Source organism: Pseudonocardia hydrocarbonoxydans (assembly GCF_006539565.1).
Lineage (GTDB): Bacteria > Actinomycetota > Actinomycetes > Mycobacteriales > Pseudonocardiaceae > Pseudonocardia > Pseudonocardia hydrocarbonoxydans.
The window spans coordinates 75697-96952 of record NZ_BJNG01000006.1; the positions used below are offsets into that span (position 1 = coordinate 75697).

The 21256-nt window shown below is 77.1% G+C and carries 17 protein-coding genes; 3 read left to right on the forward strand and 14 right to left on the reverse strand.

The genetic code is table 11. The features are described from left to right. Window positions 1-41: 41 nt before the first annotated feature. The 12 genes from PHY01_RS04235 to mraZ form a co-directional block, all read right to left on the reverse strand. Window positions 42-968 carry a cell division protein FtsQ/DivIB gene (locus tag PHY01_RS04235; protein WP_141277187.1) on the reverse strand — a complete coding sequence of 309 codons (927 nt, stop codon included), beginning with the start codon at window positions 966-968 and terminating at the stop codon, window positions 42-44. Next, window positions 968-2377, reverse strand: a complete 1410-nt coding sequence (gene murC, locus PHY01_RS04240; protein WP_141277188.1) for a UDP-N-acetylmuramate--L-alanine ligase — start codon at window positions 2375-2377, stop codon at window positions 968-970. Before murC ends, PHY01_RS04235 begins: the two co-directional genes overlap by 1 nt. After that, window positions 2374-3447, reverse strand: coding sequence for a UDP-N-acetylglucosamine--N-acetylmuramyl-(pentapeptide) pyrophosphoryl-undecaprenol N-acetylglucosamine transferase (locus PHY01_RS04245; RefSeq protein ID WP_141277189.1), 1074 nt, complete (start codon window positions 3445-3447; stop codon window positions 2374-2376). The genes murC and PHY01_RS04245 overlap by 4 nt, the downstream gene beginning before the upstream one ends. Continuing rightward, the gene (gene ftsW, locus PHY01_RS04250; protein ID WP_307723938.1) at window positions 3444-4739 is read right to left on the reverse strand and encodes a putative lipid II flippase FtsW; all 1296 of its coding nucleotides are present in this window, start codon (window positions 4737-4739) and stop codon (window positions 3444-3446) included. Before ftsW ends, PHY01_RS04245 begins: the two co-directional genes overlap by 4 nt. Then, window positions 4736-6106, reverse strand: coding sequence for a UDP-N-acetylmuramoyl-L-alanine--D-glutamate ligase (gene murD, locus PHY01_RS04255; RefSeq protein WP_141277190.1), 1371 nt, complete (start codon window positions 6104-6106; stop codon window positions 4736-4738). Before murD ends, ftsW begins: the two co-directional genes overlap by 4 nt. Beyond that, window positions 6106-7176 carry a phospho-N-acetylmuramoyl-pentapeptide-transferase gene (gene mraY / locus PHY01_RS04260; RefSeq protein ID WP_141277191.1) on the reverse strand — a complete coding sequence of 357 codons (1071 nt, stop codon included), beginning with the start codon at window positions 7174-7176 and terminating at the stop codon, window positions 6106-6108. The genes murD and mraY overlap by 1 nt, the downstream gene beginning before the upstream one ends. Continuing rightward, window positions 7173-8573, reverse strand: coding sequence for a UDP-N-acetylmuramoyl-tripeptide--D-alanyl-D-alanine ligase (locus PHY01_RS04265; protein WP_141277192.1), 1401 nt, complete (start codon window positions 8571-8573; stop codon window positions 7173-7175). The genes mraY and PHY01_RS04265 overlap by 4 nt, the downstream gene beginning before the upstream one ends. Then, window positions 8570-10045: a UDP-N-acetylmuramoyl-L-alanyl-D-glutamate--2,6-diaminopimelate ligase gene (locus PHY01_RS04270; protein ID WP_445009113.1), complete on the reverse strand. Its 1476-nt coding sequence runs from the start codon at window positions 10043-10045 to the stop codon at window positions 8570-8572. Before PHY01_RS04270 ends, PHY01_RS04265 begins: the two co-directional genes overlap by 4 nt. Before the next feature lie 406 nt (window positions 10046-10451). Then, entirely contained in the window at window positions 10452-12290 is a 1839-nt protein-coding gene (locus PHY01_RS04275) for a peptidoglycan D,D-transpeptidase FtsI family protein (protein ID WP_141277194.1), read from the reverse strand. Beyond that, window positions 12290-13015 carry a cell division protein FtsL gene (gene ftsL / locus PHY01_RS04280; protein ID WP_141277195.1) on the reverse strand — a complete coding sequence of 242 codons (726 nt, stop codon included), beginning with the start codon at window positions 13013-13015 and terminating at the stop codon, window positions 12290-12292. The genes PHY01_RS04275 and ftsL overlap by 1 nt, the downstream gene beginning before the upstream one ends. Window positions 13016-13079: 64 nt before the next feature. Next, on the reverse strand, window positions 13080-14078 hold the full coding sequence (gene rsmH / locus PHY01_RS04285) for a 16S rRNA (cytosine(1402)-N(4))-methyltransferase RsmH (RefSeq protein WP_141277196.1): 999 nt from the start codon (window positions 14076-14078) through the stop codon (window positions 13080-13082). A 231-nt stretch (window positions 14079-14309) separates the two neighbouring features. Then, the gene (mraZ, locus tag PHY01_RS04290) at window positions 14310-14741 is read right to left on the reverse strand and encodes a division/cell wall cluster transcriptional repressor MraZ (protein WP_141277197.1); all 432 of its coding nucleotides are present in this window, start codon (window positions 14739-14741) and stop codon (window positions 14310-14312) included. Window positions 14742-15159: 418 nt separating this feature from the next. Here mraZ and PHY01_RS04295 point away from each other — a divergent pair, with 418 nt between their 5' ends. Genes PHY01_RS04295 through PHY01_RS04305 form a run of 3 tightly spaced genes read left to right on the forward strand, consistent with a single transcriptional unit; the run spans window position 15160 to window position 19614 of the window. After that, a complete protein-coding gene (locus PHY01_RS04295) occupies window positions 15160-16158 on the forward strand; it encodes an AAA family ATPase (RefSeq protein ID WP_141277198.1) in 999 nt (332 codons plus the stop codon). Between the two features lie 4 nt (window positions 16159-16162). Then, window positions 16163-17374, forward strand: coding sequence for a DUF58 domain-containing protein (locus PHY01_RS04300; protein WP_141277199.1), 1212 nt, complete (start codon window positions 16163-16165; stop codon window positions 17372-17374). Then, a complete protein-coding gene (locus PHY01_RS04305) occupies window positions 17371-19614 on the forward strand; it encodes a transglutaminase-like domain-containing protein (protein ID WP_141277200.1) in 2244 nt (747 codons plus the stop codon). Before PHY01_RS04300 ends, PHY01_RS04305 begins: the two co-directional genes overlap by 4 nt. Window positions 19615-19714: 100 nt before the next feature. Here the strand turns inward: PHY01_RS04305 and PHY01_RS04310 are convergent, their stop codons facing one another. Further along, window positions 19715-20110, reverse strand: coding sequence for an SCO2097 family morphological protein (locus tag PHY01_RS04310; protein WP_141277201.1), 396 nt, complete (start codon window positions 20108-20110; stop codon window positions 19715-19717). A gap of 327 nt (window positions 20111-20437) precedes the next feature. Then, a complete protein-coding gene (locus PHY01_RS04315) occupies window positions 20438-21217 on the reverse strand; it encodes a class I SAM-dependent methyltransferase (RefSeq protein ID WP_370467367.1) in 780 nt (259 codons plus the stop codon). Window positions 21218-21256 lie beyond the last annotated feature (39 nt).

Here is a 21256-nt window from a genome sequence, read left to right on the forward strand (position 1 = left end):
CGCGCGGCGGCAACCCCCCGACCGGGTCCATCTGCGCGCCGTCACGGCCGCACGGTGGGCAGGGCGGGGCTCGTCACGTCGTACACGCGCCCCGGCTGGGTCAGCAGGGCCGCCAGCACGGCGGCCTTGCGTGCGGACTCCTCGGCCGGGCCCCACCGCACCCGGCGGTCCTCGGTCAGCCCCAGCGCGACCTGCGGGATCCCGCCGCCGACGGTGACGTCGACCGTCCCGACCTGCGCCCGCAGCTCCGGCGGGAGCGCGGCGAGGACGTCGAGCGCGGCGCGGGTGGAGGGGTCGTCGGGCCCGACGGCACCGAAGGTGAGCTGCGGCAGGCCGGGCGCGACCGGTGCGGGATAGACCACACCGGTCGCGTCGACGGGCATCGGGCCCTGCGGCGTCCCGGCCACCGCGACCGCGGTGCGCTCGGTGATCGCGATGGTGACGGTGTGCGGCCAGCCGCGGCCGACCTCGACCGACCCGATCCCGGGCAGCTGCGCCACCCGCGCGGCGATCCCGGCGGTGTCGACGGCCGCCAGCGGCCCGCCGGGCACCACCGCGGCGGCGGCCAGGACGTCGGCCTGCGGCACGTCGAGGGTGCCGGTGATCTCGACCCCCTCGACGTCGAGCAGGCCCAGGTCGTAGACCAGGACCCGGACACCGGCGGCGAGCAGTGCGAGCAGCACCAGCACCCCGGCCAGCGCGGCCACCCGCCTGCGCCGCCGGTGCACGGGCGAGGGCTCGGGGCGGGGGCGCCCCCCGGGCGGTCGGGTCGCCCGGTCCGGTCCCGTGGGCCGGCCGGACCCGGCCCGGCGCGGTGCCCGGCTCGCGGGCGGGTCGTCGGCGGCCCGCGGGCGGGGATCCGGCGACTCGCGGGGGGACGGGGCGCGCTCCCGGGCCGCGCGCCGGGCCACCGCCTCGCCGACGGTCTCCCGCCTGCGGGCGCCGCCGGACGGCGAACGGGAGCTCATCAGCGGTCCGGGCGGCGCTCGAGCTCGAGCAGGACCTCCGGCCCGAGGACGGTGACGTCGCCCGCGCCCATCGTGATGACCAGGTCGCCCGGCTGCGCGAGGCCGGCCACCACACCCGGCACCTCCGACCAGCTCGGCACGAACCGCACGTGCTCGGCGGGCAGCGGCACGGCGTCGGCGACGAGGGCCCCGGTGACACCGGGGACCGGGTCCTCCCGGGCGCCGTAGACGTCGAGGACCACGACCTCGTCGGCCAGGGCGAGCGCGCGGCCGAAGTCGGCGGCGAACTCACGGGTGCGGGAGAACAGGTGCGGCTGGAAGGCCACGACGACCCGGCCGGTGCCGGCGACGACGTCGCGGGCGGCGCGCAGCTGCGCCGCCACCTTGCTGGGGTGGTGGGCGTAGTCGTCGTAGACCGCGACCCCGCCGACGCGGCCCTTGAACTCGAACCGGCGGCGCACGCCGTCGAATCCGGCCAGGCCCTCCAGCAGGCCCTCCACCGTCGCCCCCAGCTCGACGCCGGCCAGGAGCGCGGCCAGCGCGTTGAGCGCCATGTGCTCACCCGGCACGCCCAGGCGCAGCAGGTGCTCCACCCCGCGGTGCACCAGCACGACGCGCGCACCCGCGCCGTCGGGGCGGAAGTCGACCAGGCGGGCGTCGGCGTCCTCGGCGCGGCCGTAGCGCAGCACCCTGATCCCGCGCGACCGCGCCTGCGCGGCCAGGTCGGCCGCGCCCGGGTCGTCGGCGCAGGCCACCAGCGAGCCGCCGGGGGTGATCCGGCCGAGGAACTCGCCGAACGCGGCGACGTAGGCCTCGGGGGTGCCGTAGTGGTCGAGGTGGTCGGCCTCGACGTTGGTGACGACCGCGACCCGCGGGCTGAAGACCAGGAACGAGGCGTCGCTCTCGTCGGCCTCGGCGACGAACACGTCACCGAGGCCCTCGTGCGCGCCCGACCCGGACGAGGCCAGGTCGCCGCCGATGGCGAAGGACGGGTCGAGCCCCGCGTGCTGCAGCGCGACCGTCAGCATCGAGGTGGTGGAGGTCTTGCCCGCCGTGCCGGTGACGCAGACCAGCCGGCGCCCGACCGTCAGCGCGGCGAGGGCCTGGGCACGGTGGGCGACGTCGAGGCCGCGGGCCCGGGCCGCGGCGAGCTCCGGATTGGCCTCCCGGATCGCCGAGGAGACCACGACGGTGGCCGGGGCGGCGGGCAGGTGCGCCGCGTCGTGCCCGATCTCGACGCGCGCCCCGAGGGCCCGCAGGGCGAGCACGGTGGGTGAGTCCTTGGCGTCGGAGCCGGACACGGCGACGCCGCGCGCGAGCAGGATGCGGGCGATGCCGCTCATCCCGGCGCCGCCGATCCCGATGAGGTGGACGCGCTCGTGCAACGTCACGGGGCCGGTGGGGGTCATCCGCGGGCCACCTCCAGCACGACGCGGGCGAGCCGCTCGTCGGCGTCGGCGTGGCCCGACGCGCGCGCGGCGGCGCCCATCGCGGCGAGCCGGGCCGGGTCGGTGAGCAGCGGCAGCAGCTCGGCGAGCACCCGGTCGCCGGTCAGCTCGCCGTCGAGGACCAGCACCCCGCCGCCGACCGCGACGACCGGGCCCGCGTTGAGCGCCTGCTCCCCGTTGCCGTGCGGGAGCGGGACGTAGACGGCGGGCAGGCCGACCGCCGACACCTCGGCGACGGTCATCGCCCCGGCGCGGCCCAGCACGGCGTCGGCCGCGGCGTAGGCGAGGTGCATGTCGTCGATGTAGGGCAGCGGGACGTACCCGGCCGCGGCCGGGGCGGGCGTGCCGGTGCGGCCGTGCGCGTGCAGCACCGCGACCCGGGCGTCGAGCAGGCCCGGCAGGGCGGCGGCGACCGCCGAGTTCAGCGTGCGGGCCCCCTGGGAGCCGCCGAAGACGAGCAGCACCGGGCCGTCGGCGGGCAGGCCGTAGGCGGTCCGGGCCTGCGCGCGCAGCGCGGCACGGTCCAGCGTGGTGACGGCGCGGCGCAGCGGGATGCCGAGCACCTCGGCGCCCGGCAGGCCCGACCCGGGCACGGCCGCGACGACCCGCGCCGCGAACCGGGCGCCGACCTTGTTGGCCAGCCCGGCGCGGGCGTTGGCCTCGTGCACGACGATGGGGACCCTGCCGCGGGCACCGAGGTAGGCGGGCAGCGCGACGTAGCCGCCGAAGCCGACCACCACGTCGGCATCGACGGCGGCGAGCACCTCGCGGACCCGCAGCACGGCACCGCGCACCCGCCCGGGCAGGCGCAGCAGGTCGGCGCTGGGGCGGCGCGGCAGCGGCACCGGCGGGATGAGCTCGAGCGGGTAGCCCCGCGCCGGGATGAGCGTGGAGTCCAGGCCCCGCTCGGTGCCCAGTGCGGTGACGCGGGCGCCGGGGGCGAGCCGGCGCACGGCGTCGGCGAGGGCGAGCGCGGGCTCGATGTGCCCCGCGCTCCCCCCACCCGCGACGACGACGGACGGCGCGCTCACCGGACCCTCGCCGAGGCCCGGCTGACCGGGGCCCGGTAGGGCTCCGGCGGCGGCAGCAGCAGCATCCGGGCGACCCGGCCCTGGCCGGGGCGGCGCAGCACGGCGACCGCCTCCGGCTCGTGGCGGGCGGCGTTGGCGAGGACGCCGAACACGAACATGGTGACCACGAGCGAGGTGCCTCCGGACGAGATCAGCGGAAGCTGCAGCCCGGTCACCGGCAGCAGCCCCACGACGTACCCGATGTTGATGGCGGCCTGGGCGACCAGCCAGGTGGTGGACGTGGCGACGACGATCCGCAGCCACGGGTCCCGCGTGCGGGCGGCGATGCGGAACCCGGTGTAGGCCAGCGTGGCGAACAGGGCCAGCACCGCGAACGCCCCGGCGAACCCCAGCTCCTCGCCGATGATCGCGAAGATGAAGTCGTTGCTGGCGTTGGGCAGGTAGCTCCACTTGGCCCGGCCCTGGCCCAGGCCCACGCCGAACAGCCCGCCGTCGGCGAGCGAGTACAGCGCCTGGCGGGCCTGGAACCCGGCCGCCTGGGTGTCGCTGCTGTCGAGGAACGAGGTGATCCGCGCGAGCCGGTACGGGGCGGCCAGGCCGAGGACCAGCGCGCCCCCCGCGGCGCCCGCGAGCAGCGCGCCCATCAGCCGCAGCGGCGCCCCGGCGAAGAACAGCAGCGCCACCAGCACGACGCCGAGCGTGATCGTCATGCCCAGGTCGGGCTGGAGCACCAGCAGCACGCACAGCAGCAGCGCCACCGGCACGACCGGCGACAGCGCGTACTTCCAGCGGTGCATCACCGCGCGCCGGGCGACGAGCACGTGCGCGCCCCACAGCGTCAGCGCCACCTTGACGGCCTCCGACGGCTGGATCGTGAACGACCCGCCGATCGCGATCCAGGCCTTCGAGCCGCTGCGCTCGGTGCCCACCAGCAGCACCGCGACGAGCGCAAGGACGCCGACGACGAGCGCGGCGGGCGCGAGCGAGCGCAGCCGCCGCGGCGTGATCCGCAGGCCCAGCCAGAACACCGCGAGGCCGGGCACGCAGAACAGCAGCTGGCGGTAGAACACGTCGTAGGACGAGCCGTCGCTGACCAGGGATTCCACCGACGACGCCGACAGCACCATGACCAGCCCGAACAGCGTCAGCAGCCCGAACACGCCGAGCACCAGGTGCAGGGAGGTGAGCGGCCGCGACAGCCACTGGGCCAGTGCCGCGCCGGCCCGGCCGACGGCCTGGCGCACGACACCGGGCGCAGGCGCGGGCCGCCGTCCCGGGGTGCGGGTGCTCACGCGGACGCCCCCACGCCGCCGGACGGGACGAGGGCGCGGACCGCACGGGCGAACGCCTCCCCGCGGTCGGCGTAGTCGCGGAACTGGTCCATCGACGCTGCCGCGGGCGCGAGCAGGACGACGTCCCCGGGCCGGGCGAGGTCGGCGGCACGGCGCACGGCGGACGGCATGGGCCCATCGTCGCCCGCCACCACCTCGCTGACGGGGACCTCGGGCGCGTGTCGCGCGAGTGCCCCGAGGATCTCCGAGCGGTCGGTGCCGATCACCACGACGCCCCGCAGCCGGCCGGCGTGCCGGGCCACCAGCTCGTCGACGGAGGCGCCCTTGAGCAGCCCGCCCGCGATCCAGACGACGTGCTCCCCCGCCGCGGCCAGCGAGGCGGCGGCCGCGTGCGGGTTGGTGGCCTTCGAGTCGTCGACGTAGCCGACGCCGTCGACCTCGGCGACCCGCTCCGCGCGGTGGCGGCCGGGCCGGAACCCGGCGAGGCCCGCCCGCACCGCCGCGGGCGCCACGCCGTGGGCGCGGGCCAGCGCCGCGGCCGCCAGCGCGTCGGTGACGCCGGGCGGCCCGCCGGGCTCGACGTCGGCGGCCGGGGCGAGCTCGACCCCGTCGGAGAAGGCGCGGTCGACCAGCGTCCCGTCGACGACGCCCAGCTGCCCCGCCCGCGGCTCACCGAGGGTGACCCCGACGCGACGGGGGGCCGGGGCGGCGGCGAGCAGGGCGGCGGCGCGGCCGTCGTCGACACCGGCGACGGCGACCGGGCCCCGCAGGGCGCGGGCCTTCGCGGCGGCGTAGGCGTCCATCGAGCCGTGCCAGTCGAGGTGGTCCTCGGCGACGTTGAGCACGCACCCCGCCGCCGGCACGATCGACGGCGACCAGTGCAGCTGGAAGCTCGACAGCTCCACCGCGAGCACCGGGTGCCCCGCCCGCACGGCGTCGACGGCGGGGTAGCCGATGTTGCCGCAGGCCACGGCGTCGAGATCGGAGGCGCGCAGGATCGCAGCGAGCATCCCGGTGGTGGTGGTCTTGCCGTTGGTGCCGGTGGCGACCAGCCAGGCGGGCGGTTCGGGGCGGGCCGAGCCGAGCCACCAGGCCAGCTCGGTCTCCCCCACGACCGGCACCCCGGAGCGCACGAGCGGGTGGTCGGGCCGCCGCCCCGGCCCGGTGACGACCAGCGCGGTGCCCGCCGGGAGGGCGTCCTCGGAGCCCGCGACGGCCCCGTCGGGCAGGTCGGTGAGCGCCTCGGGCCGGGCGTCGGTGACGGTGACCCGGGCCCCGAGGTCGAGCAGCGCCCGGGCGGCGGCGAGCCCGGAGATCCCGGCCCCCGCGACCACGACGACGGCCCCCCGGAGGGCGTCCGGCCGCATCAGGCCCCCGCGCTCGCCGTGAGCCACTCGCTGTAGAAAAGCCCGAGCCCCAGCGCCGCGCACATGGCTGCGAGCAGCCAGAACCGGATGATGACGGTGGTCTCGGCCCAGCCGGCCAGCTCGAAGTGGTGGTGGAACGGGGCCATCCGGAACAGCCGTCGCCGGGTCGTCCGGAAGATCACGATCTGCAGCGCCACCGACAGCGCCTCGACGACGAACACCCCGCCGATGACGACGAGCAGCAGCTCGGTGCGCGTCACCATGGACAGCCCGGCGATGAGCCCGCCCAGCGCCAGCGAGCCGGTGTCGCCCATGAAGATCCGGGCGGGGGCGGCGTTCCACCACAGGAACCCGATGCAGGCGCCCATCGCGGCGGCGGCGACCAGCCCGACGTCGAGCGGGTCGCGCACCTGGTAGCACCCGGCGGCGGCGCTGATCTCACAGGCGTTGCGGAACTGCCAGAACGCGATGATCACGTAGGTGGCCAGGACCATGGCCGAGGTGCCGGCCGCGAGCCCGTCGAGGCCGTCCGTGAGGTTGACCGCGTTCGACCAGGCGGCCACGACCAGGTAGGCGAACAGCACGAAGCCGACGACCCCGAAGCTCAGCACCGCGATGTCGCGGACGAACGACAGGTTCGTCGAGGCCGGGGTGAGTCCGTCGCCGTTGGCGAAACGGACGGCCAGCACCCCGAAGACCACGGCCGTGACGAGCTGGCCGACCAGCTTGGAGGTCTTGTTCAGGCCCAGGTTGCGCTTGCGGCGCAGCTTGAGGAAGTCGTCGAGGAAGCCGACGGCGCCGAGCGCGGTCGTCAGGAACAGCACCAGCAGCGCCGAGAGCGTGATCGGCTCGCCGGTGAACAGGTGCGAGAGCAGGTAGCCCAGCCAGATCGCGATGAGGATCGCGACGCCGCCCATCGTCGGCGTGCCGCGCTTGGCCTGGTGGCTCGACGGCCCCTCGGCCCGGATCTCCTGACCGAACCCCTGCCGCGCGAAGAAGCGGATCAGGTACGGCGTGAGCAGGATCGACACCGCGAGCGCCACGCCCGCGGCGATGAAGACACCTCTCACCGAGCTCCCTCCAGCAGGCCGGCGGCGAGGCGTTCGAGCCCCGCGGCCCGTGAGGCCTTGACCAGTACGACGTCTCCGGGCCGGAGCTCGGCCCGCAGCAGTTCCAGTGCGGCGTCGACGTCGGGCGCGTCGCGCGGGGCGCCGTACTCCGGCGCGCCCACCGCCACCAGCTCGTCGACGCCGTGGGCCAGCGCGTCCTGCGCGACCTGCACGTGCGCGGCGTCGGAGCCTGCCCCCAGCTCGCCGATCCGGCCCAGCACCGCCCAGGTGCGGCGCCCGGCGCCGATCGAGGCCAGCGCCGAGAGCGCGGCCCGCATCGACTCCGGGTTCGCGTTGTAGGCGTCGTTGACGACCGTGACGCCGTCGGGGCGTTCGGTGAGCTCCATCCGCCAGCGCGACGCCGGCTCGGCCAGCGACAGCGCGTGCGCGACGGCGTCCGGGGTGGCCCCCAGCTCCAGGGCCACGGCGGCGGCGGCGAGCGCGTTGCCGACGTGGTGCTCCCCGACCAGCCGCAGTGCCACCGGCGCCGACCCGCCGGGCGCGACGAGGGTGAACCGGGCCCGTCCCGCGTCGACCGCGACGTCCTCGGCGCGCACGTGGGCGTTGGGATGGCGCCCGGTGAGCACGACCCGCGCGCGGGTGCGGATGCCCATCGCGGCGACGGCGGGGTCGTCGGCGTTGAGGACGGCCACCCCGTCGTCGTCGAGGGCCTCCACCAGCTCGCCCTTGGCCTCGGCGATCGCGGCGGTGGAGCCGAACTCGCCCAGGTGGGCGGAGCCGACGTTGAGCACGACCCCGATCCGCGGCGGCACGGCCGCGGCCAGCGCGGCGATGTGGCCCGCCCCGCGCGCGGAGAACTCCAGCACGAGGTGGCGGGTGGACTCCCCGGCCCGCAGCGCCGTCCAGGGCAGGCCCAGCTCGTTGTTGAACGACCCGGGCGGGGCGACGGTCTCCCCCAGCGGGGCCAGCACGGCGGCCAGCAGGTCCTTCGTCGACGTCTTGCCCGAGCTGCCGGTGATGCCGACGACCGTGCAGCGCGGCAGCTCCGCGACGGCATGCCCGGCCAGGCGGGCGAGCGCGGCAAGCACGGCGGCGCCGTGGCCGTCGGGATCGGTGGCGGCGAGGTAGGTGTCGGTGCGGCGCCCCGGCACCGGCGGGACGACGACGGCCGGGGCGTCGACCTCGCGCCCGGCCAGCACGCACCCGGCCCCGGCGGCCACGGCGGCGGCGGCGAAGTCGTGCCCGTCCACCCGCTCGCCGGGCAGCGCCACGAACAGGCCGCCGGGGCGGATCGCGCGGGTGTCGAACTCCACGGCCGTCACGGGCTCATCGCCGGTGGCCCGGTGCAGGCGCCCGCCGGTGACGGCCGCGACCTGCGCCGACGTCGTCGGCCTCACCGGTGCACGCCCGCCGCGGAGATGGCCGAGGCCAGCTCGGCGGCGTCGTCGAAGGGGTGCTTGACGCCGTGGATCTCCTGGCCGACCTCGTGCCCCTTGCCCGCGACGACGACCGCGTCGCCCGGCCGGGCGGCGGCCACGGCGGCCGCGATGGCGGCCCGCCGGTCGCCGATCTCCACGACCTCGCCGCGGCCCGGCTCGGCCACCGCCCCGGCCAGCATCGCCGCGCGGATCTCCGCCGGGTCCTCGGTGCGGGGGTTGTCGTCGGTGACGACCAGCAGCGCCGACCGGGCGGCCGCGGCCGCACCCATCATCGGGCGCTTGCCGCGGTCGCGGTCGCCGCCGCAGCCCAGGACGGTGATGACCCGGCCCGGCACCTCGTCGCGCAGGGCGTCGAGCAGGGCCGCGACGGCGGCGGGCTTGTGCGCGTAGTCGACCACGGCGAGGTAGGGCTGGCCGGAGTCGACGCGCTGCATCCGCCCCGGCACCGCGACGCCCGCGATCCCGGCCGCCCCGGTCTCCACCGGCACCCCGACGGCGTCCAGGCAGGCCAGCGCGACCAGCGCGTTGGCCACGTTGAACGCCCCCGGCAGCAGCAGCCGGGCCGGGACCGCCCGGCCGTAGGGGGTGAGCACGGTGAAGGTCTGCGACCCGTCCTGGCCGGTCACCGCGTCGACCGCGCGCCAGTCGGCGGGGGCGCCGGTGCTGCTGACGGTGACCACGCCCGGGGTGCGCGCGGCCAGGCGCTGCCCCCACCCGTCGTCGACGCAGACGACGCCGTGCTGCGACCAGGCGTCGAACAGGGTGGCCTTGGTCTCGAAGTAGTCGTCCATGTCGCGGTGGAAGTCGAGGTGGTCCTGCGAGAGGTTCGTGAACGCGCCGACGGCGAAGCGGGTGCCCGCGACCCGGCCCAGCGCGAGCGCGTGGCTGGAGACCTCCATCGCGACGTCGGTGACCCCGGCCTGCGCCATCACCGCGAACAGCGCCTGCAGGTCGGGCGCCTCCGGCGTGGTGAACGAGCTCGGCAGCCGCCGGGCGCCGATCCGGGTGCCGATGGTGCCGATCAGGCCCGTCGGGCGGCCGGCCGCCGCCAGACCCGTCTCGATCAGGTGCGAGACGGTGGTCTTGCCGCTGGTGCCGGTGACGCCGAGCACCGTCAGCGCGGCCGTCGGGTCGCCGTAGACCAGCGAGGAGGCCGAGCCGAGCACCGCGCGCGGGGCGGGGTGGACCAGGACGGGAACGCCGACCGGCCGGGTCGCGCCCGCGGGGTCGGTGAGCACGGCCACCGCACCCGCGGCGACGGCGGCGGCCGCGAAGTCGGCGCCGTGGGCGCGGGAGCCGGGAAGGGCCGCGAACAGGTCGCCCGGACGGACGTCGGAGGCCCGCAACGTGACGCCCGTGACCGCGACGCCGGGCGGGGGCGGGGCGACCCCGATCCGGGCCGCGACGGCGCGCAGATCCACCGGTGGCAACGACCGCGGTCGGGTCGGCGCCTCGGGGGGCGGGCTCGCGTACGACGACACGGGGGGAGGCTACCGGCGGGCGTACCGACCCCCGCCCGCGCACCGGGCCGCGTCACCGCAGGCCGGGACCGCCCGGCTCACCCCACCCACCGGTCGCCGCGCGCCCGCCCGCCCCCGTGGCCCGCGGGCCCTCCCCCGACCGGTGATCGTCGGCGGCCGGTGCACCGAACCGGACCCCACGGGCGGTTCCGGACATCCGGGTCGCCGCCGCGCCGGCCGCCCCGGTCACCGCCCCCACCCCGCCGACCACCGACGCCCGCGTCCACCACCGGCACCCGACGCGCGCGTGCGCGCAGGTCGTGCCGGGGCGGGTGGTGTCAGGGGTGCGGGGTGGTGTCAGGGGTGCGGGGTGGTGTCAGGGCGCGACGAGGGTCTGGACGGGGGCGGGCTCGGCGGACACCGGCAGGCCCTCGCGCTGGGCGAGGTAGCTGGCGATGTCGTGGAACAGCGGCGCGGCGCTGGACCCGCCCGCCGGGGCGTCGAGCATGATCGCGACGACGTAGCGCGGGTCCTGGGCCGGGATCATGCCCGCGAAGGTGATCCAGTACGACGAGCGCGAGTAGCACGCGCACTCCGGGTCGACCTGCTGCGCCGTGCCCGTCTTGCCCGCCACCTGGTACCCCGGGACGGCCGCCTGCGGGCCGGTGCCGCGCTGGCCGCGGGCGTCCTGGGTGACCGCGGTGAGCATCGTCCGGACCTGCGCCGCGGTCTCGGGCGAGACGACCCGCACCGGCTCCGGGGCGGGGGTCGGGGTGCGCAGGCCGTCGGGCCCGATCGTCCCGGCCACGATCCGGGGCGGGATCCGCACCCCGTCGTTGGCGATGGCCTGGTACATCCCGGCCATCTGCAGCACCGTCATCGACAGGCCCTGCCCGATCGGCAGGTTGCCGAACGTGGAACCCGACCACGCCTCACGCGCGGGCACCGAGCCGGGGCTCTCGCCGGGCAGCCCGACCTCGGTGCGCACGCCGACCCCGAACGCCGCGAGCATCGCGGCGAAGCGGTCCTCGCCCACCCGCTGCGCGGTCATGATCGTGCCGACGTTCGACGACTTCGCGAGCACCCCGGTGAGGGTGTAGTTCTCGGTGCCGTGGCTCCAGGCGTCCTTGATCGTCCGGTCGGCGACGTCGATCGTGCCGGGCACCGCCAGGACCTCGTCGGGGGTGGCGAGCCCGTACTCCAGCGCCGCGGCCATCGTGACGACCTTGTTCACCGACCCGGGCTCGAACGGGCTGGTGACGGCCGGGTTGCCGCCCCCGCTGCCGGTGGAGCGGTCGGCGTCACCGCCGTTGGCCAGCGCGAGCACCTGCCCGGTCGCGACGTCGAGCACGACCGCCGACGACGACTCCCCCGCCCCGGTGGCCGCCACCTCGTCGGCGAGCGCGCGCTGCACCGTGAACTGCAGGTCGGAGTCGAGCGTGAGCTGCAGGTCCGACCCCGGCACCACGGGCCGCTCGAACTGGGTGCTGCCCGGGATCTCCGCCGCGCTCTCCTCGGCCTGGCCCACGACCCGCAGCCCCGGCGAGCCGGCCAGCAGGTTGTCCTGCGAGTTCTCCAGGCCCTCCCGGCCGGTGATGCGCTCCTCGCCCGCGTCCCAGCGGGAGAACCCGACGATGCTCGACGCCAGCGACCCGCCCGGGTACTCCCGCTTCTCGCGGTACTCCTCGGCGATCAGCGGGAAGCGGTCCCGCAGGTCGCGGGCCACGTCGGGGTCGACGTACTCGGCGAGCACGACGTAGCCGCGGTCGGCGCTCAGCTTGTCGACGAGCTCGGCCCGGTCCTGCCCGGTCGACGCCGCGACCGCCGTGGCCATCTCCTGGATCATCGTCGCGGTGCCGTCGCCCAGGGTGCGGGCGAGGGTGCGCGGGTTGGCCACCAGCGCGCGGGCCTCGACGCTGAACGCCAGCGGGGAGCCCGCCCGGTCCAGGATCGCGCCGCGCTCGGCCGGCACCACCAGCTCGACGGTGCGCTGCCGCTCGGCGGCCGCCTTCAACTCGGCGGCCTGCAGCGTCTGCACCGTGACGAGCTTGAGCGTGGCGAGGGCCAGGGCGACCACCAGGACGATGCGGCCGACCTTGAACCGGGCGTCGTGGTCGCGGGTGCGCGGCGCGGGGCGCCGCGCGGGGGCCTTGCGAGCGGCGGGCGCGGAGCGGGCCGCGCCGCCGGGCCGGGTCCGGGGCGGGGCGGAGGGCATCAGCCCGCTGCCGCCCCGTCGGCGCCCGTGGCGGGATCGCCCGCGGGATCGACGGCCGGCTCGGCCACGGCCGGCGCGACCCCGGCGGCCAGCTCCGGGTCCACCGCCGGTCCGGCGGCGGGATCGGCGGCGGCCGGGTCCACCGGTGCGTTCGGGTCGACCGGTGCGTTCGGGTCCACTGTCGCGTTCGGGTCCACCGGGGCGGGCGGCGGCGCGGGCGCGACGGGCGGCGCCGGGGGACGCGCCATGACCGGCTCGCCCACCACCGTCACCGCGCCGTCGGGCCCGACGACGAGCCGGGCGGGGTCCTGCACCGGGATCATGCCCATCTCCGTGGCGCGGCGGGCCAGCTCGGGAGCCGACGCCGCCACGGCGACCTCGCGGCGCAGGCGCTCCACCTGCTCGGTCAGCACGCCGGCCTCCACCCGCGCGGCCTGCAGCCGGTAGGAGTCGGCCGCGGCGGCCGTCGACAGCCACAGCGTCGTCACCATCCCGACGGCGAGCAGCGCCATCACCAGCAGCACGAACTGCGCCCGGCGCGACGACGGGGCGTTCCGCGCGGGACGCCCCCCGCCGACGACGCGGCGCAGTCGCTCGTCCCGCTTGGCGTAGGCCCGCCGGGCCGCGGGCGCCCCCCGCTGTGCGGGGATCGCCGCCGGCTCGGTCGCACGCCCCGGCCGGGGCGCGGTGCGCACCCGCGACCGCTCGGTCACCGGCGCGCTCATCGCCGCGCCCCGCTCCGCGAGCCCCGCACCGCACGCCCGCCCATGGCCGCCCCCACCTTCGTACTCATGCCGCGTTGCCCCCGATCGGTCGCGCCTGGATCCTTTCCGCCGCCCGCAGGCGCACCGAGGCCGCCCGCGGGTTGTCGGCGATCTCGTCCTCGCCCGCGGGCTCCGAGCCGCGGGTCAGCAACCGCAGCTGGGGGCCGTGCCCGGGCAGCTCCACCGGCAGGCCGGCCGGCGTGCGCGAGCCGGCCCGCGCGGCCAGCTCCCGCTTCACCATCCGGTCCTCCAGCGAGTGGTAGGACAGCACCACCAGCCGACCGCCGACGCCGAGCGCGTCGAGCGCGGCGGGCAACGCACCCCGCAGCGCCTCCAGCTCGGCGTTCACCTCGATCCGCAGCGCCTGGAACGTCCGCTTCGCGGGGTGCCCCCCGGTCCGCCGCGACGCCGCGGGCACCGCCGCGTAGAGCAGCTCGACGAGCTCGGCGCTGCGCCGCAGCGGCTCCGTGGCCCGGCGCCTGCCCACCGCCTGGGCGATGCGCAGCGCGAACCGCTCCTCGCCGTACTCCCGCAGCACGCGCGCGAGCTGCGGGACGGGGTAGGTGTTGAGCACGTCGGCCGCGGTGGGCCCGGTGGTCGGGTCCATCCGCATGTCGAGGTCGGCGTCCCGGGAGTAGGAGAACCCGCGGGACTCCGCGTCGAGCTGCAACGAGGACACGCCGAGGTCGAACAGCACGCCGTCGACGGGCCCCAGCCCGAGGTCGGCGAGCACGTCGGCGATCTCGTCGTAGACCGCGTGCACCAGGTGCGTGCGGTCGGAGTACGCGACCAGCCTGCGCCCGGCGAGCGCGAGGGCGTCCGGGTCGCGGTCGAGCCCGACCAGGACCAGCCGCGGGTGCGCGGCCAGCAACGCCGCCGCATGGCCGCCGAGGCCCAGCGTGGCGTCGACCAGCACGGGCGGTGGCCCGGGCCGGTCCAGGGCGGGCGCGAGCAGCTCGGTGACGCGACGCAGGAGCACCGGGACGTGCCTGGCCCCAGCCGGCCCGCCCTCGTGTTCCTGCACCGCTCACCTCCCTGGCCGCCGCCGAACCGTCGTACCCCCGCCGGTGTCCCGCGGACCACGCCCGTGCTCCCCAGCCAGGGCGTGATCGGCGGTGTCCCCACCCGGGCGCCGCGCCCGCCTCCACGTCGCCGCCGGACCTGGCACCGGGGAAGGTGTGCCAGGGCCGCAGGCGCCGGGGAAGGGACGCGGCGCCCGGGTGGGGACACCGACTTCGTTCGTTGCTCCACGGGCTCAGATGAGCCCGGGCAGGACCTCCTCCTGCGCTTTGGCGTACTCGTCCTCGTGCTGTTCCTGGTACTGCTGCCAGGCCTGCGCGTCCCAGATCTCGGCGCGCGTGAACGCGCCGATCACCACGCAGTCCTTGCTGAGCCCCGCGTAGCGCCGCAGCTCCGCGTTGATGGCGATGCGGCCCTGCGAGTCGGGGTTCTGGTCGTCGGTGCCGGAGAAGAGGTTGCGTTGGAAGATCCGGGCCGACTCGCTGGTGAGCGGAGCCGAGGCGACCTTGGCCGCCATCTCGCCGAAGGCCTCCCTGGTGAACACGTAGAGGCAGTGGTCCTGCCCTTTCGTGATCATCAGACCGCCCCGCAGCTCGTCCCGGAACTTGGCGGGCAGCGTGAGCCGCCCCTTGTCGTCCAGCTTCGGGGTGTAGGTGCCGAGGAACATCGGCGCCACCTCCACCGCGGCCGGGCTGCGACGTCCCAGTGCGCCCCAGCGATCTCCACACTACCCCACTTCCCTCCACCGTCAACCTGTGCGGAGCCCGCCTTTCCGCTGGTCGGGCGGTGAATCCGCAGCTCAGAGCCTCGTCGACGGAGTGGGGGGCCGTGGGGCACCACACGGCCGCGCGACGGCTCTCGTCGCCCAGGAAGCGCCGTTCAGTCACACGGAGTGACCGTTCTCGCCACACGGGACCGCGCCGTGCGGGCCGGTGGGGGATCGTGGGGGCCCCGGGAGGCGGTGGTGGGGCGCGGTGGTGGGGCGGGGTGGGGAGCCCGACATCACCCGTCCGGGCACACCGCACGCGATCGTTTGAGAGACTGGCCGCACAGCGGTCCGCCGGGGCCGCGCGCGAGGAGGTCGGGTGACCACGACGAGCAGCCGTTCCGGACGGGACGCGGTCCCCGCGGTCGGCCTGGCCGAGGTGGCCGAGCTGAGCGCCCGCGTCGCCGCCAACATCCAGCGCGTCATCGTCGGCAAGCCCGACGTCGTGCGGGTCGCACTGGTCACGCTGCTGGCCGAGGGCCACCTGCTCGTCGAGGACGTGCCGGGGGTCGGCAAGACCTCGCTGGCCAAGGCGCTGGCGCGGTCGATCGACTGCTCGGTGAGCCGCGTGCAGTTCACCCCCGACCTGCTGCCCGGCGACATCACCGGCATGTCGATCTACAACCGGCAGACCACCGACTTCGAGTTCCGGCCGGGCCCGGTGTTCGCCAACATCGTCATCGCCGACGAGATCAACCGGGCGTCGCCCAAGACGCAGTCGGCGCTGCTGGAGTGCATGGCCGAGAACCAGGTCACCGTCGACGGCGCCACCTACGCCCTGGCCAGCCCCTTCATGGTCGTCGCCACCCAGAACCCGATCGAGATGGACGGCACCTACCCGCTGCCCGAGGCCCAGCGCGACCGGTTCACCGCGCGCGTGTCCGTCGGCTACCCCGACGCCGCCGCCGAGCTCTCGATGGTCGACGAGCACGCGAGCAGCGATCCGCTCGACACGCTCGGCCCGGTCACCGACGCCCGGCACCTGCACTCCGTGATCGAGGCGGTGCGCCAGGTGCGGCTCGGACCGGAGGTGCGGCAGTACTGCGTCGAGCTCGTCGGGATCACCCGCCGGCTGCCCGAGGTGCGCCTCGGGGCCTCGCCGCGGGCCACGCTGCAGCTCGTCCGCGCGGCGAAGGCCCAGGCCGCGCTGGCCGGGCGCGGGTTCGTCGTGCCCGACGACGTCCAGGCCGTCGCGGTGCCGGTGCTGGCCCACCGCCTGCTGCTCACCCCGGACGCCCAGGCGTCGCGGCGGTCCGCGGTCGACCTGGTCCGCGGGCTGCTGGGCCGCCATCCGGTGCCCCAGCGCGCCGGCGGCTGACCGCGTGCGCCGCGCCGCCCTGACCACGCGCGGGCGCTGCCTGCTCGCGGCAGGCGTCGCCACCGCGGTGTCGGCGCTCGTGCTCGACGAGCGCGACCTGCTCCGCGTGGGCGCCTTCGTGGCCCTGCTCCCCCTGCTCGCCCTGCTCGTGGCGGTGCGCACCCGCCGGTCGGTGCGCGCCACCCGCGAGGTCTCCCCCGAGCGCGTCCCGGCCGGGGGCCGGGTGGACGTGGAGGTCACGCTCCGCGGCGGGCCCCTGGTCGGGGCGCTACGGCTGGTCGACACCGTTCCCGATGCCGCAGGCCCGCAGCCGGCCGCCCCGCCCCGTTTCACCGTGCACCGGCTCTCCCCCCGCGCCGGCGCTCGGCTGGCCTACCCGCTGGTGCCCGGGCGACGCGGCGTGCACCGGGTCGGCCCGCTCGTCGGCAGCGCGGGCGACCCGCTCGGGCTGGCCGACTTCGAGCGCGAGCTGGCCCCGGCGTCGCGGCTGGTCGTGCTGCCGCGGGTCGTCGCCCTGCGCGGGATGCCGCAGGCACTGGGCTCCGGCGAGGGCACGCCCGGCGCCGCACTGGCCCACCAGGGCCAGGGCCGGTCCGACGTCCTCGTGCGCCAGTACCGCCAGGGCGACGAGCTGCGCCGCGTGCACTGGCGCAGCACCGCCCGCCACGACGAGCTGATGGTCCGGCTCGAGGAGCGGCCGTGGCGCACCGGCACCACCGTGCTGCTCGACCGCCGGGCCGCCGCGCACCGCGGCCACGGGCCCGACTCCAGCCTGGAGGTCGCCGTCAGCCTCGCCGCCAGCATCTGCACCCACCTCGGCGGGCGCGGCGAGGTGATCACCCTCGTCGGCGAGGACGGCACCGCGCTGGGCACCGCCTCCGGCGACGTCGACCCGCTGCTCGACACCCTCGCCGCCCTGCGCCCCGCGGCCCGCTCCGACCTCGACGGCCCCGAGCTCAGCGGTGACGTCCTCGCCGTGCTCGGCTCGCTCGGCTCCGGCGACCTGGACGCCCTGCTCACCCGCCAGCCCGCCGGGGGGCACGCGATCCTGCTCGACGTCGCCGGCTGGGCCCCGGGCGGCCGGGGCCCCGACGTCACCGCCGCGGCGAGCGCCCTGCGGGGCGCGGGCTGGCGGGTGGCCGTGGCCGCGGCCGGTGTCCCGCCCGACCGGGCATGGGACGATCTGGTCGCACAGAGCATCGGGAGCACGTCGTGACGCTCACCGCCCCGCGGCCCACCCGCGCCGCGCCGACTCCCCCGGCCGCCGTCCCCGGCGCGGCGCCGCGGGTACTGGCGCCCGTCCTGTGCGCGGTGGCGGTGCTGCTCGCCGCGGCCCCGGTCTCCGCCGTCGTCCGCGGCCCGGAGTGGATCGGCTACGCGGGAGCGGCGGTCGCGGCCGTCGCCGCCGTCGGGGTGCTGGGCGCGGTGGCGCCCCGGATCCCGACCCTCCTGGTGGCGTCGGCGCAGGTCACGGCTTTGACCTGCCTGCTGACCGCGCTCTTCAGCGACGACGGGGTGGCCGGCATCCTGCCCGGCCCCGCCGCGCTCGGCGACCTGGGGGCGCTGCTCGCGGGAGCGGGTGCGCAGATCGACGTCGGCACGGCGCCCGTCGACCCGACCCCGGAGATCCTGTTCCTCGTGGCGGCCGCGCTCGGACTGCTCGCGGTGGCGGTGCACCTCGCCGCCGTCGGCGCGCAGGCGCCCGCCGCGGCCGGGATACCCCTGCTCGCCGCATTCGCCGTGCCCGCCGCGCTCGCCGACGACCTGCTCCCCTGGTGGACCCTCGCCGCCGCCGCGCTCGGCTTCGGCCTGCTGTTGCTCGCCCCGGACGGCAACCGCCGCCATATCCCCGGCGGCACGGTGCTCATCGCGGCGGCCGCGGCCGTCGCCCTGCTGGTGGGGACCGCCACCGCCTTCGTCGGCACCGCCGGCCGGTTCGACGGCGACGGCGCCGGTCGCGGCGCGATCGGGCTCAGCCCGTTCACCGCGCTGCGCGGCCAACTCAACGAGAGCACACCCACCCCGCTGCTGACTGTCCGCGGCCTCGACCAGCCCCGCTACCTGCGCGCCCTCACGCTGTCGGACTACGTGCCCGGCGTCGGCTGGCAGGCCACCCGGCCGGGGCCGGGCGTGCAGGCCGAGGGGCCCTTCGCCCAGCCGCCGGTACCCGGTGACACCGCCGACGTGCGTTTCGACAACCTCGATTTCCGCGACTACTGGCTGCCGCTCTACGGCAGCCCGCTGGGCGTCGCCGATCTCGAACCGGGGGTGTGGGTCTACGACGAGCCCAGCGGCATCGCGTACACCGCCCGCCCGCAGCGGCAGCAGAGCTGGCGCCAGTGGGCCTTCTTCCCCGCGCCCACCACCGACCTGCTCCGTGCGGCCCGGGGCGAGCGCCCCGCGGCGATCTACTCCAACGTCCTCGGCGTCGACCAGCGGGTCACCGACCTGGCCGCCGAGGTGACCGCGGGTGCCGCCACCGACTTCGACCGGGCCATGGCGCTGCAGGAGTACTTCACCAGCCCGGACAGCGAGTTCACCTACGACCTGCAGACCGCCCCGCCCGCGGGTGACGACGCGCTGGTCGAGTTCCTCACCGTCGGCCGCGTCGGCTACTGCGAGCAGTTCGCCTCGGCGATGGCGGTCATGCTGCGCACCGTCGGCGTCCCGGCGCGGGTCGCGGTCGGCTTCACCGGCGGCTCTCCCGTCCAGGACTACCGGGTGATCACCACCGCCGACGCGCACGCCTGGGTGGAGGCCTGGTTCCCCGGCATCGGCTGGACCACCTTCGACCCGACGCCGCTGACCGACGGCCGCACCATCACCCCGCCGTACGTGGAGCAGGCCCGCGCGGAGGCGGCGGGCGGCGGTGTCGGCGCCGGCGGCGTCCCGGTCCCGGCCGCCCCCGCGGCGCCCCCGACAGCCCCCGCGCCGGACGCGGGCGGGCAGACCCCCGAGGCCCCCGCGCCGGCGCCCGCCGACGACACCGGAGGGTTCCCGCTGTGGCCCCTGCCGGTGCTGCTCCTGGTCGTGCTGTCCGCGCTCGTCCCCGCCGCGCTGCGGGCCCTGCGGGCCCGTTCCCGGCTCGCGGCCGCGGCGGCCGGCGGCGTCGGCTCGGCCGGGGCGGCGTGGGACGAGCTCGTGGCCACCTCGGTCGACCGGCGGGTCCCCGTCCCGGCCACCGACACCGTGCGCGCGGCCGCGCGGCGGCTGGTCCGCCAGCACCGGCTCGACGCGGCGGCCCAGGACGCCGTCCGGGCCGTGGTCGGCGCCGTCGAGGCCAGCTGGTTCGGCGACCGGCACCCCGATCCCGGCGAGCTCACCGCCCCGGTCCGCACCGTCCGGGACGCGATCGCCGCGGGCAGCCCGATCGCCCTGCGCGCCCGGCTGCTCCCGCCGTCGGTGCTGACCCGCCCGGAGCGCCCCGCCCCCGATCCGGCGACGACCCCGGCCTGAACAGGTCCGGGGCCCGGCCACCGGCTACCGCGGGCACACGGACGCCGCGGCGCCCGGACCGTCGTGGCCCGGACGCCGCGGCGTCGGAGAGTGGGTGCTGCTACTCCTGCTCGAACCGCCGACGGAAGCGCTCTTCCATGCGGCCGGTGAAGCCGTTCTTCTCGGGCTCGGCCTCCGCACTGGGGGCCGCGCCGCCGGGCGCCTTGCCGGAGGAGGTGACCGCGAGCACGGACCCGCCGAGCATGACGACGAAGCCGAGCACGCTGAGCACGATCAGCGCGACCATGCCCCCGCCGTCGGAGACGGACTGGATGACCACCCCGACGACCAGCATGACGAGACCGAGCACGAACAGGGCGACGCCCTGCATCCGCCTACGGCGTGTGGGTTTGCGCAACCGGCCGCCGCGCACGGTCGATGCGAACTTCGGGTCCTCGGCGTAGAGAGCGCGCTCGATCTGTTCGAGCAGTCGCTGCTCGTGCTCGGAGAGGGGCATTACATCGCCTCCGGCACTACGTGTGCTGTTGTCGGTCATCTTCCATGGTGCCGGAACGACGCGACGAACGCCCGGGGTGGGCCTCCTACGGCAGAGGATACGAGCCCGCGGCCGAGTCGACCACCCGCGTTCGTCGAGCGGGTGGTTGCGATTCACCGGCGGCTGCGCCAGGTGGCCCCATCGGGCGGACGACGGGCACTCTGCGCAGTGTCTCGACCACCGGGCGCAGCCGGGGGCACCCCCGCCGACCAGCACGGCGACCTCCGGACGACGGGCCGGCCGGCCCTCCGGTGACGGAGCGCGACACCCGGACGGGCGTGCGCGGAGTCACTCCACCGGGTGCGGCCTCCGGGCCAGCACGTGCAGGCGGGCGGCCAGCTCCAGCAGGGCGGGACGGCCCGCGGCCAGCGCCTCCAGCTCGGCGACCGCCCGCGACGCGGCCGGGCCGCCGTCCCGGACCGAGCCGGGCACCCAGCCCTCGAGCACCCCGTCGCCCTGCACCGTCTCGGGGACCAGGCCGGCGGCGACGAGCAGCGCGTGCAGGCCCGCGGCGTCGAGGCGGCGGCGCAGGGGGTCGTCGGGGCCGCAGCGGCCGTGCGGGTCCACCAGCAGCGCCCGGGCCTCGGCGAGGCGGCCGGCCAGGGTGCGGCCGAGCACCGCGGCGTGCCGGCCCGCGACGAGCACGGAGACCGCCCCGCCCGGTGCGGTGGCCTCGGCGAGGGCGCGGACGGCGTGCTCGGCGTCGTCGACGACCTCCAGCAGGCCGTGGCCCAGCACCAGGTCGGCCCCGCCGTCGGGGGCCACGTCGGCCAGCGCGTCGACGTCGCCCTGGACCGGGGTGACCAGCCCGTCGACGCCCGCGTCACGGGCGCGCCGGTGCAGCGCGGCCAGCGCGTTCGGGCTGTTGTCGACGACGGTGACGGCGCACCCGAGGCCGGCGAGCGCGACGGCCCATGCACCGCTGCCCCCGCCGACGTCCAGCACGCGCGGGGCGGCCCCGTCGCGGGCCCCCTCGGCCGCGCGCGCGACCTCGGAAGCCAGCACGCGGTGCACGGGTCCGGGCAGCGCGGCGCCCGTCGCGTCGGGGGCATTCTGGTCCGGCCTCACGGCAGCAGCGTAGTGGGCACCCGGTCGGGGTAGGTTGAT

Coding starts and splice junctions, on each gene's coding strand:
- PHY01_RS04275 (WP_141277194.1), bottom strand. CDS start 12,290: ATGCCCTCCGCCCCGCCCCGGACCCGGCCCGGCGGCGCGGCCCGCTCC.
- ftsL (WP_141277195.1), bottom strand. CDS start 13,015: ATGAGCGCGCCGGTGACCGAGCGGTCGCGGGTGCGCACCGCGCCCCGG.
- murD (WP_141277190.1), bottom strand. CDS start 6,106: ATGCGGCCGGACGCCCTCCGGGGGGCCGTCGTCGTGGTCGCGGGGGCC.
- PHY01_RS04235 (WP_141277187.1), bottom strand. CDS start 968: ATGAGCTCCCGTTCGCCGTCCGGCGGCGCCCGCAGGCGGGAGACCGTC.
- PHY01_RS04310 (WP_141277201.1), bottom strand. CDS start 20,110: ATGCCCCTCTCCGAGCACGAGCAGCGACTGCTCGAACAGATCGAGCGC.
- mraZ (WP_141277197.1), bottom strand. CDS start 14,741: ATGTTCCTCGGCACCTACACCCCGAAGCTGGACGACAAGGGGCGGCTC.
- murC (WP_141277188.1), bottom strand. CDS start 2,377: ATGACCCCCACCGGCCCCGTGACGTTGCACGAGCGCGTCCACCTCATC.